At 53.4% G+C, this 10915-nt stretch carries 11 protein-coding genes and 1 other annotated feature; of the genes, 4 read left to right on the forward strand and 7 right to left on the reverse strand.

Annotation, left to right across the window (positions count from 1 at the left end; all coding sequences use genetic code 11):
* The 3 genes from NG42_RS21305 to NG42_RS21310 form a co-directional block, all read right to left on the reverse strand.
* On the reverse strand, positions 1–1261 hold a 1261-nt coding region (locus NG42_RS21305; RefSeq protein WP_052902987.1), incomplete at its 3' end, for an aspartate kinase.
* A gap of 25 nt (positions 1262–1286) precedes the next feature.
* Positions 1287–1409, reverse strand: a sequence feature (Thr leader region).
* A complete protein-coding gene (gene thrL / locus NG42_RS23940; protein WP_072133272.1) occupies positions 1345–1416 on the reverse strand; it encodes a thr operon leader peptide in 72 nt (23 codons plus the stop codon). Its footprint overlaps the feature before it by 65 nt.
* Before the next feature lie 211 nt (positions 1417–1627).
* Positions 1628–2308, reverse strand: a complete 681-nt coding sequence (locus NG42_RS21310) for a tRNA/rRNA methyltransferase (protein ID WP_052902990.1) — start codon at positions 2306–2308, stop codon at positions 1628–1630.
* Positions 2309–2918: 610 nt separating this feature from the next.
* On the opposite strand from NG42_RS21310, the gene arcA reads away from it, so the two are divergent.
* Entirely contained in the window at positions 2919–3635 is a 717-nt protein-coding gene (gene arcA, locus NG42_RS21315) for a two-component system response regulator ArcA (protein WP_052902991.1), read from the forward strand.
* 64 nt (positions 3636–3699) lie between these two features.
* Here the strand turns inward: arcA and creA are convergent, their stop codons facing one another.
* Entirely contained in the window at positions 3700–4173 is a 474-nt protein-coding gene (creA, locus tag NG42_RS21320; protein WP_052903005.1) for a protein CreA, read from the reverse strand.
* 212 nt (positions 4174–4385) lie between these two features.
* Here creA and robA point away from each other — a divergent pair, with 212 nt between their 5' ends.
* Positions 4386–5261 carry an MDR efflux pump AcrAB transcriptional activator RobA gene (robA, locus tag NG42_RS21325; protein ID WP_052902993.1) on the forward strand — a complete coding sequence of 292 codons (876 nt, stop codon included), beginning with the start codon at positions 4386–4388 and terminating at the stop codon, positions 5259–5261.
* 36 nt (positions 5262–5297) lie between these two features.
* Here robA and gpmB read toward each other — a convergent pair whose 3' ends face one another.
* On the reverse strand, positions 5298–5945 hold the full coding sequence (gpmB, locus tag NG42_RS21330) for a 2,3-diphosphoglycerate-dependent phosphoglycerate mutase GpmB (RefSeq protein WP_052902995.1): 648 nt from the start codon (positions 5943–5945) through the stop codon (positions 5298–5300).
* Between the two features lie 51 nt (positions 5946–5996).
* Here gpmB and yjjX point away from each other — a divergent pair, with 51 nt between their 5' ends.
* Positions 5997–6539, forward strand: coding sequence for an inosine/xanthosine triphosphatase (yjjX, locus tag NG42_RS21335; RefSeq protein WP_052902997.1), 543 nt, complete (start codon positions 5997–5999; stop codon positions 6537–6539).
* Here the strand turns inward: yjjX and trpR are convergent.
* Together trpR and sltY are read right to left on the reverse strand one after the other, a co-directional pair.
* Complete coding sequence (gene trpR, locus NG42_RS21340; RefSeq protein WP_052902999.1) at positions 6525–6857, reverse strand: trp operon repressor; 333 nt, start codon at positions 6855–6857, stop codon at positions 6525–6527. The two genes, yjjX and trpR, sit on opposite strands and share 15 nt — an antisense overlap.
* Positions 6858–6902: 45 nt before the next feature.
* On the reverse strand, positions 6903–8825 hold the full coding sequence (gene sltY / locus NG42_RS21345) for a murein transglycosylase (RefSeq protein WP_052903001.1): 1923 nt from the start codon (positions 8823–8825) through the stop codon (positions 6903–6905).
* Positions 8826–9396: 571 nt separating this feature from the next.
* Here sltY and NG42_RS21350 point away from each other — a divergent pair.
* A partial coding sequence (locus tag NG42_RS21350; protein ID WP_052903003.1) for an HAD-IC family P-type ATPase occupies positions 9397–10915 on the forward strand: 1519 nt, incomplete at its 3' end.

The raw sequence follows: 10915 nt of genomic DNA on the forward strand, positions 1-10915 counted from the left end.
CCAGCGCCGAGAAGAATTTGGCCGAGATGCCGCGCAGCGTACGCATACCGTCGCCGACCACCGAGATCACCGCCAGCTGTTCCGTGACGTCCAGCGGCTCCAGCAGGCCATCTTTTAATTCGAGGTAAAATTCGTCTTCCAGCACGCGACGCGCGCGCGCCAGATCATGCTGCGATACGCAGAAACTGATGCTGTATTCTGACGAGGATTGTGTAATCAGTACCACGGAAATACCGGCACGTGACATGGCCGCGAACACCCGCGCCGCCATCCCGACCATCCCTTTCATTCCGGGGCCGGAGACGTTAAACATCGCCATATTGTTCAGGTTGGTGATGCCTTTGACCGGATTTTCTTCATCCGCGCCATCGCCACCGATTAAGGTGCCGGGCGCTTGCGGATTGGCGGTGTTTTTAATCAGGCAAGGAATCTGGAACTGGGCGATGGGGGTGATAGTGCGGGGATGCAGAACTTTTGCGCCGAAGTAAGAGAGCTCCATCGCCTCCTGATACGACATCGACTTCAGCAGCCGCGCATCCGGTACCTGGCGCGGGTCGCAAGTATAGACACCGTCGACATCAGTCCAGATTTCGCAACAGTCGGCGCGCAGACAAGCGGCCAGTACCGCTGCCGAGTAATCAGAGCCATTACGGCCTAATACCACCAGCTCACCGCGTTCGTTACCGGCAGTAAATCCGGCCATCAGCACCATATTGTTAGCCGGGATCTGGCTGGCAACAATCCGGCGGGTAGATTCAGCAATATCCACGGTGGATTCGAGGTAGTGACCGACCGCCAGCAATTTTTCCACCGGATCAATCACCGTCACGCTGTAGCCACGCGCCTGTAACACCGCTTCCATAATGGCGATCGAGAGTTTTTCACCGCGACAGATAATCGCCGCGTTAACGCTGTCCGGGCACTGCCCCAACAGGCTGATACCGTGCAGCACCTGCTTTAGCTGGGCGAACTCCTGGTCGACCTGGGTTTTTACCCGCGAGAAAGCGAAGCCCGGCTGGACGTCAGCCAGCCCCTGCAACAGCTCGGTGAAAATGCGCTCGGCGTCACTGATATTCGGTGATGCATCCTGACCACTGATGGTTTTTTCAATCATCGCCACCAGATGATTGGTAATTTTAGCCGGGGCAGAAAGCACCGTCGCGACCTGTCCCTGCTGTGCATTGCTCTCCAGAATATCGGCAACGCGCATAAATCTGTCCGCATTTGCCACTGAGGTCCCGCCGAATTTCAGCACTCGCATTGTCAAACTCTCCTGAATTTACGCCGAAAAAAAAGCCCGCACTGTTAAGGTGCGGGCTTCTTTTTGATTTTTTTCTTTATGCGTCAGCCCGCACCGTTACCTGTGGTAATGGTGGTGGTAATAATAATTGTGTTGTTCAGGCTGATTTTACGCATTGAGATTTATCGTCTGTCTGTCTTTTAATGTCTGTCTGACTTCCAGAAGTAAAGCAAACCGCTGGCTAAGTCAATTTTTTTATCCATACCCGCAGGCGGGCTTTACCGCATGCTGCCAGTGCGAATCGACGCTTGTCAGTGCGGATCTTTTACCACTGACAATTTTGATAGTGAGTCACACTATCAGAAGTCGATCACACCGAATTTTTGTCTATAAGTTTTTTTCGATGTCGTGCAGCAGACGATGCAGCATCGCGCTGTCGCGCTGCTCCAGCAGGCCGGTACGTTGATGCAGCCAGTCGGCCAGCTTCTGGTCATCCTCGACTTTCAGCTTCACCAACAGCTGTTCAAGACGCTGACGCAGCGCTGTCAGCTGCTGCCCGTCGGCGACCGCTGGCCGTTCAGCCGCCAGCTGACGTAACGCTGACAACTGATAGCAATACACCATCACCGCCTGTCCGAGATTCAGCGAGGGATAATCATTTGCCATCGGAATGCCGGTCAGCAAGTCGACCTGATCAAGCTCTTCATTGGTCAGGCCGCTGTCCTCGCGCCCGAACACCAGCGCCATACTGTTTACCCACTGCATCTTCTCTTGCAGGATTTCCTGCACTTGCTGTGGCGTGGCGTAGTAACGGAATTTGGCGCGGCTGCGTGCGGTAGTCGCCACCGAGAAGTCGATATCCGCCAGCGCCTCGGCCAGCGAGTTAAAATGGGTAACGTTATCGAGAATTTCACCGGCACCGTGTGCCACCCAACGCGCGGCAGGCTCAAGATAAGCCTGGCTTTGCACAATACGCAATTCGCTAAAGCCCATGGTTTTCATCGCGCGCGCAGCGGCGCCGATGTTTTCAGCACGGGCAGGAGAGACCAGAATCAAAGGAAACAGCATGACAGCCTTAAATGTTACATCAGTACAGGCGGATACTCTGACACGACAGCATGTTAAATAACAGACCGGCTTAATTTAACAATTAAATAACAAGCGCAAATTACCCTGATAAATTACCTGAGGTTAGCGTTTATCCTTAACTAACCGGTTAATTGCTATTTAATCCAAATCATTAACAAATAGTTAATATTTATCATGGCATTAAAATCCACAGTTAAACAAAATTGGCCTGAATCCGTTTTTGTCGCTGAATCGTTGCTAATTCAGGTATATTTGTGAGCTAAGCTGGCATTCTGCGAAGAGTTTTTCACAAAAGTGTTAACGTGCTACAATTGGATTTGATATAAGTCAACGAAGCGTTGTTTTAATGCGTATCGGTTGTGCTCTTTGCTGTTATGTTGCTGTTAATACAGTTAGGATAGGCAGCGTTAGGCCACCGCCAGGGCATGCAGGATTCATCCTTATGGCTGAGCTGACAATGTTGTTGACGTTGATGGATGGTGCATCAAGAACATAATTCTGTACTTCGGTTAAAACCCTTGTTGAAGGGCTTATTAATGGTTGTACGTCCTGTTTTCAATTTTTGTTGGCAATTTTAGGTAGCGAACACATGCAGACCCCGCACATACTTATCGTTGAAGACGAATTAGTGACTCGTAATACTCTCAAAAGTATTTTTGAGGCCGAAGGCTACATGGTCTATGAAGCTACGGATGGTGCTGAAATGCATCAGGTTCTGACCGATAACGACGTAAATCTGGTGATTATGGATATTAATCTGCCGGGTAAAAATGGCTTATTGCTGGCGCGCGAACTGCGTGAGCAGGCTAACGTTGCGCTGATGTTCCTGACGGGGCGCGATAACGAAGTTGATAAGATTCTCGGTTTAGAAATTGGTGCAGACGATTACATCACTAAACCGTTTAACCCACGCGAGCTGACTATTCGTGCGCGTAATCTGCTGTCCCGTACCATGAATCTGGCGGTCAGCAGCGAAGAGCGCAAGCTGGTTGAAAGCTACAAGTTCAACGGCTGGGAGCTGGATATCAACAGCCGCTCACTGATCAGCCCGAATGGCGAGCAGTACAAACTGCCGCGCAGCGAATTCCGCGCCATGCTGCACTTCTGCGAAAACCCGGGCAAAATTCAGACCCGTGGCGATCTGCTGAAGAAGATGACCGGCCGCGAACTGAAACCACACGACCGTACCGTCGACGTGACTATTCGCCGCATCCGTAAGCATTTCGAATCCACGCCGGATACGCCAGAAATTATCGCCACCATTCACGGCGAAGGCTACCGCTTCTGTGGTGAGCTGCACGACTAGCCGTAAGGGCGGCGTTATCGCCGCCCCTATCAATGGTTTGCAGACCGAAAAATTCCCGCTGCTTTTATTCTTTCCACGGCATAATGGGCACTGCGCTTAACGCGTTTTTCGGTGAGCCTTCGACTACTTTGTCGGAATAGCTCAGGTAGACCAGCGCATGACGTTTCTGGTCATAGAAACGCACCACCTGTAGTTTCTTAAACACCAGCGATGTACGCTTCTTAAACACCACTTCCCCTTCAGCTTTACCCTGCGCAATGTTGTCACTGAGCGTCACCGGGCCGACCTGCTGACAGGAAATCGCGGCATCGGCAGTATCTTCTGCCAGACCGAGTCCACCTTTGATTCCGCCGGTTTTTGCCCGGCTGATATAACAGGTTACATTTTTTACGTCAGGATCATCGAAGGCCTCAACGATGATTTTATGGTCCGGCCCAAACACCTTAAACACCGTATCCACTGAGCCCACGACCTCTGCCTGAGCCGTAAATGCCGAAAAAATAACAGCTGTTACTAATAACCGTGCTTTTATTATCATTACGTTACCATTGCTTAAGAAATAGATGAAATTGTAAGGTAAACTCAGGAATGCGTTTTGCATCCATTCGCAGAATTTACACCCTGTCGCCAATTTGCATTGATATAGCACATTCGGACTAATAAAACCGCCACGGTTTCCTGGGCATTTAGTGCTATTATTCGTCGACTTTGCTTTCCCTGCGCCAACACTGAGTACGAAGAGGACGTTTTATGGACCAAGCCGGTATCATTCGCGATTTGCTTGTCTGGCTGGAGAGCCATCTGGATCAACCATTATCGCTCGACAATGTGGCCGCTAAAGCAGGTTATTCCAAATGGCATCTGCAACGCATGTTCAAGGAAGTGACCGGTCATGCGATTGGCGCGTATATCCGCGCCCGCCGTTTGTCGAAAGCCGCGGTCGCCTTACGTCTGACCAGCCGTCCGATTCTCGATATTGCCCTGCAGTACCGGTTTGATTCCCAGCAGACCTTTACCCGCGCCTTTAAAAAGCAGTTTGCCCAGACGCCGGCTTACTATCGTCGCGCCTCTGACTGGAACTCGTTCGGTATTCGTCCACCGATTCGTCTCGGTGATTTCCAGCTGCCGGAAGCCACGTATGTCACGCTGCCGGAAACGGTGCTGGTTGGACAGACGCAAAGTTACACCTGCACCCTGGAGCAAATTTCCCGCTTCCGTGATGAGATGCGTATGCATTTCTGGCGTCAGTTCCTGACTGAAACCGATACGGTTCCGCCGATGCTGTACGGCCTGCACCAGTCGCGTCCAAGTCAGGAGAAAGATGATGAGCAGGAGATTCTCTATACTACCGCGGTGCCGTCCGATCAGCTGACGCAGACCATGCAGTCTACCCAGACGGTACTGCTGGAAGCCGGTGATTACGTGCAGTTCAGCTACCACGGCCCGACCGGTGACCTGCAGGAGTTTATTCTGCTGATTTACGGCACCTGTATGCCAACGCTGGGGCTGACACGTCGTCAGGGGCAGGATATTGAACGCTTCCATACCCACGGCGGGAAGAAGCGTCAGACGCCGCCAAGCGAAATTCGTTGTGATTATCTGATCCCGATTCGGCGTCAGGCTTGATCCCAGGGGCGGCGTTATCGCCGCCCGACTGACAATTTAGCGTTGCAACTCATCCAGTGCCGGTGCATCCAGATGCGACACATCCCCCGCCGTCTCAACAATCCAGCCGGATGCCAGCCAGGCACTCTGCTGATGATCAACACGCGAAATCGAGCAGTTACGTAAACGCAACCGGCGCTCAGCACTTGGCGACAGGCCGAGAATGGTGCTGACCAGCGCGCCCAGCGCCATACCGTGGCTGACCAGCAACGGGCGACTACCGGCAGGCAGATCAAGGCAGGCATTCAGCGCCTGATGCATGCGCTCCGCCAGTTCTGCCATCGACTCACCCTGCGGAATACGCCCATTAACCGTGCCGTCGACCAGCGCCTTGCGCCAGCGCTCTTCCTCGGCGGTGAGTTCATCTAAAGGACGCTGTTCCAGCACGCCCATATTCAGCTCACGCAGGCGCGGGTCGAGCGTCACGTTGCATCCACAGGCATCAGCAATGATTTCGGCGGTTCGCTTTGTGCGGCCCAAATCACTGGCAATAACATGCGTGATCCCTAACGACTTCACGCGCTCTGCCACCTGAAAAGCCTGCTGCTCACCTTTGGCAGTCAGCGCGCTGTCTGATTGTCCCTGAATGCGGCGCGCTGCATTCCAGACCGTTTCCCCGTGGCGAACAAGATAGACCTGTAACATGTAGTTTTTCCGTTATACTGCGACAAATTTGCGTAGAAGGTTCAATCAATTATGTACCATGTTGTCGCTGCAACCACCAATCCGGCAAAAATTAGCGCGATTTCTCAGGCGTTCAGCGATGTTTTCGGGGAGGGATCCTGCCATATCGAAGGTGTTGAGGTCGACAGTGGCGTCGCTGCACAGCCGATTACAAATACAGAAACGAGAACTGGCGCACGTCAGCGGGTGATGAATGCCCGTCAGGTCAGACCAGAAGCTGACTTCTGGGTAGCGATTGAAGCCGGCATCGAAGAGACCAGCGCCTTCGCATGGATGGTGGTTGAGGACCGCAAACAGCGCGGCGAATCACGTTCCGCCAGCTTTACCCTGCCCCCGGTGGTGATGAAAGGCATCCATGAAGGGCGTGAACTGGGTGAAGAGATGGCGCGTCTGACCGGTATTAACAATATTAAGCATCAAGGCGGGGCAATTGGTGCGTTTACCCACGGCTTACTGACGCGCACCAGCGTGTATCATCAGGCGCTGATTCTGGCACTCTGCCCGTTTCATAATGACATCTATCAGATTAAACCCGCCCCGTCAGACCCTGTCTGAACCCTTAAGTAACTGCGTCTCCAGCCACTCTTTCAGCACTGGCGGCGCAGCTTTCAGACTGTTTGATCCCCGCGTAATGGTGGCGATGCCGGCACCCAGTTCGGATTTCAGCTCGCGCTGGCTCATCTCCCCGCGCATCAGCTCTTCAATAATACGCAGCCGGGTACCGTAAGACTCGCGCTCATCGGGCGTCATCATCAGCTGTAACAGCGGCATATGCAGGTTTTCGGCAAAGGCGCGCTGCATCAGCGCCACAAAACGCAGCCACTCAGCATTGTGCGGCTCTTCGGTAACCGGGATTGGGGAATGTGGCGTCATAAAAGCTCTTCCGTACTCATTAGCGAGTACGGAAGAATAACACACTCAGTAACGGCGCTGCCACTCACCGTCGGAAAGGATCTTGTCTGACTGGCTCATAAAGTGGCGATAGTAAGCATCATATGCCAGCACGTTCTTCACATAACCGCGCGTTTCGGAGAACGGGATGGTTTCGATAAAGGCCACCGCATCCAGACGACCGGCACTGTTACCCAGCCAGGTTTTCACCCGCGACGGACCGGCATTGTAAGCCGCCGACGCGAAAATACGGTTCTGACCAAACTGCTGGTAGACGTGCTCAAGATACTGGGTGCCGATCTCAATATTGGTTTGTGGATCAAGCAACTGGCTGCTGTTGACATAGCCCGGAATGCTGTACAGCTTGACGGTATGCTGCGCAGTGGCGGGCATAATCTGCATCAGGCCGGAAGCGCCGACCGGTGAACCGGCTTTCGGATTCCATGCACTCTCCTGACGGGCAATCGCCATGGCGTAACTCTGTGGAATGTCCTTGTCGCGGGTAAAGCGTTTAAACTGATCGTTCCACGCCAGCGGGAAACGCTCTTCCAGATGATTCCACAATTTTCCGCTGATGGTCGCCTGCACGCTGAGATCCCACCAGTCCTGTTCAAACGCATAACGCGCCAGCATCTGCTGTTCAGCAGAGGTCTTACTGGCCACCAGATAAGCCCACTCGGTGCGCGCCAGATTATCCATATTCCAGTACATCAGCTCGCGTACCCGGTCAATGGCATTGCCCTTCAGCAGACTCCCTTCCGGACGCGGGGCTTTGTCCACCCGCAACGGATATTCAACACCGAGGCGCTGCGCGGCAACCATCGGATAGAACCCGCGCTCGCGCATCAGTTTCTGCAGAATCTCATCGGCTTCCTCTTTTCGCCCCTGCTCAATCAGCAGATCGGCCTGCCAGTATTGCCACTCATCTTTCTGTTTATCCTCTACCGGCAGACGCGCCAGCCAGGTATTCAGCCCGCGGCGATCGTTATTGCCCAGCGCCATACGCACCCGGCGCTCAATCAGCGAGGTCGAACCGCTGCGCATCACCACGTTATCGCGCCAGCGCGCCTGCTCTGAGGTGATGTCATTGCCCATCAGACGCCAGGCAACGGCTTCATCAAGATCCTGCTTTTCCTGCTCACTCATCTTTTGCAGACGAACCAGCGACGGGATCATTGCACGGGCATTTTCCGCATCCTGTCGCGCCACGCTGGCGAAAGCAATTGAAGTAGCCTGGCGGGTAAAATCGGTTGGCCCGACCGCACGGGCAAAAGATTCCACGCTGGCGGGAGTGTTTTGCAGATCCATCACCGCATTGGCCATGGTCTGATAGTCGGACGGCAGCTGTTTCGCGAGGTAATTGACCAGGCTGGTATTACCGGCAACCATGGCCAGACGAATGCGTTCCAGCGTGGTAATCGGCGTCTGTTCACCGGCTCCCTGCCAGACGGAAAACAGCTTATCGCAGGTGGCTGGCAGCGAACTGCCGGTCAGCCAAATCTCTTTTGCACCGGTATACGCCACCTGCTGCTGGCCAGTGGCCCATTTGGCGTAGTACCAGTTACAACGGGCAGCAACCGGTTTTGGTGCATCCGGGCTGAAAGCCAACAGGCCGCGCCAGTCCTCACGGCGAGCCAGTTCATTAACAAAGCGGGAAGAGAGCGAGCGTACCGGTGGCAGCGTCGGATGCTGCTTAATAAAGTTGCTGACCGCCATACTGGTTTCCTGATCCAGGTTTTGCGACAGCTGGCGATACTCAAGATAGGGATAGAGCGGGTAATCACGCAGCGTGGGCATTAGTTGCTCCACGGTATCCATCTGCTTATTGTCCCAGGCTTGTTTAATTTGCTGATAGCGCTGGCGCTGCGCATCTAATGAATCGGCTTGCACACTGCCAGCCATTACTGTCAGACAGGCTCCAACTATCCAGTACTGCCACTTGTCCGCCATGACCTTTCCCACGTTAGCGCCTCTCTTAACCCATTGTTGAAAAAATTATACTCCGGAGGGTATAGCCTTTTCATGCTAACCAGGCATATCGCTTCACGCCATGATTCAGACAAATTTTTACTGTCATCCGCCGCAACGTTTAAAGATGCTCGGCAATTTCAAAAATAATCATGCCGATAGCGCTGGCCAGGATTAACCCACAGAGAATAATCAATGTCATACGCACTGCACTAATCTGCTTACTTTTTTTCATCGTCAGACCCTCGATAAATTAGCCCAGGATAGCTGGCACGTTAGCAAGCGCAACCTGAACAGAGCTTAAACGTCGTTATGCTGATATCGCCGATGTAACAGATTATTAATCTTGATCAAAATTCGCCAGCGAAGAAAAGGGCATCCTTGCGCCTCTTCCCGGCTAATTAAACAACTGGCTTTCAAAATAACGAGAACAACAACTGAGTGAGTGAAAGAAAACCAATTGCTTAATTAAGTTCCGGTACCAAATTTTTTAAATTTAGTTTAGGCAGATTTTTCTCACGGAAAATGAAGCCTGCTGACTGGAGAATAATCGATGAGCAATATGCCTCCCACCAATGAACCACGCTGGTATCAGCTCACCACTGAAGCGACACTTAAGGCACAACAGAGCCGCGCCAGCGGACTGAGTGCCAGCGAAGCCCACCAGCGCCTGATGCAACATGGCCCGAACCAGCTACCGGCGCGCGCGGGTAAAAGTGCGCTGATGCGCTTCCTCGCCCATTTCAATGACGTACTGATCTACGTGCTGCTGGCGGCGGCGGTATTAACCGCCGTAATGGGCCACTGGGTCGATACCGCGGTGATCCTTGGGGTGGCGGTTATCAACGCACTGATCGGCTTTGTACAGGAAAGCAATGCGGAAAAATCGCTGAAAAGTATCGAAAATATGCTCTCCTCGTCGGCACAGGCACTGCGTAACGATACGCTGGTGACGGTTGAGGCCAGCATGCTGGTGCCGGGTGATGTGGTGATACTGCGTGCCGGTGACCGCATTCCGGCTGATATCCGGCTGCTGGAAGCCCATAATCTTCGGGTCGAGGAAGCGATACTGACCGGTGAATCGATTGCCGTGACCAAGCAGATTGCGGCCATTGACGACGAAGTGATGATTGGCGACCGCTTTAACCTGGTATTTTCCGGCACCACCGTCAGCGCGGGCAGCGGTGCCGGGGTTGTCATTGCCACTGGCGCGGACACCGAGCTGGGCAAAATCAATCATATGATGGCCGATATCAAACAGCATCGCACTCCGCTGCTGGTCCAGATGGATAAGCTGGGCAAGGCCATTTTCGCCATTATCCTCGCGATGATGGCCGCGCTGTTTGTCTTTATGTTGCTGTTACGCGACATGCCAATGGGTGAACTGCTGCTGTCATTAATTGGTCTGGCGGTCGCCGCGGTGCCGGAAGGTTTACCGGCGATTATCTCGATCATTCTGTCACTGGGCGTACAGGCGATGGCGGGCAAAAAAGCGATTATCCGCAAGCTGCCGACCGTTGAAACCCTGGGCGCGATGACGGTGGTCTGCTCAGATAAAACCGGTACGCTGACGATGAATGAGATGACGGTAAAAGCCGTTATCCTCGCCGATAAAAACTTCCGCGTTGAAGGTAACAGCTATCAGCCAACTGGCCGCATTCTTGCGGAGCATGACGAAAGCGCGATTGATGCCGCGCAGAACCCGGTGCTGAGCCACTTTTTACGGGTCATCGACCTGTGTAACGAAAGCACCGTATTTCAGGATGAACAGGGTCACTGGGGCATTACGGGTGGGCCAACCGGCGGCGCATTAAAAGTGCTGGCGGGAAAAGTCAGCCTGCCACCACAGCCCTGCGCCCAGCTGGATAAAATCCCCTTCGACTCAGAATGGAAATATATGGCGACCTTGCATCAGATTGGCGCGTCCACCAAGTTACTGATGACCGGCGCACCGGATGTCCTGATGCAGCACTGCCGCTACCAGTTGAGTGAAAACGGCATCGAGCCCCTCAATATCGCCCACTGGGAAACCGAAATTGCCCGCTATGCACGCGAAGGTTTGCGCATGGTGG

Origin of the sequence: Winslowiella iniecta, assembly GCF_001267535.1 — a bacterium.
GTDB lineage: Bacteria > Pseudomonadota > Gammaproteobacteria > Enterobacterales > Enterobacteriaceae > Erwinia > Erwinia iniecta.

What these genes read in the sequence shown, in the direction of transcription:
- NG42_RS21310 (WP_052902990.1), bottom strand. Translation starts at nt 2,308, where the DNA reads ATGCTGTTTCCTTTGATTCTGGTCTCTCCTGCCCGTGCTGAAAACATC.
- arcA (WP_052902991.1), top strand. Translation starts at nt 2,919, where the DNA reads ATGCAGACCCCGCACATACTTATCGTTGAAGACGAATTAGTGACTCGT.
- creA (WP_052903005.1), bottom strand. Translation starts at nt 4,173, where the DNA reads ATGATAATAAAAGCACGGTTATTAGTAACAGCTGTTATTTTTTCGGCA.
- robA (WP_052902993.1), top strand. Translation starts at nt 4,386, where the DNA reads ATGGACCAAGCCGGTATCATTCGCGATTTGCTTGTCTGGCTGGAGAGC.
- gpmB (WP_052902995.1), bottom strand. Translation starts at nt 5,945, where the DNA reads ATGTTACAGGTCTATCTTGTTCGCCACGGGGAAACGGTCTGGAATGCA.
- yjjX (WP_052902997.1), top strand. Translation starts at nt 5,997, where the DNA reads ATGTACCATGTTGTCGCTGCAACCACCAATCCGGCAAAAATTAGCGCG.
- trpR (WP_052902999.1), bottom strand. Translation starts at nt 6,857, where the DNA reads ATGACGCCACATTCCCCAATCCCGGTTACCGAAGAGCCGCACAATGCT.
- sltY (WP_052903001.1), bottom strand. Translation starts at nt 8,825, where the DNA reads ATGGCGGACAAGTGGCAGTACTGGATAGTTGGAGCCTGTCTGACAGTA.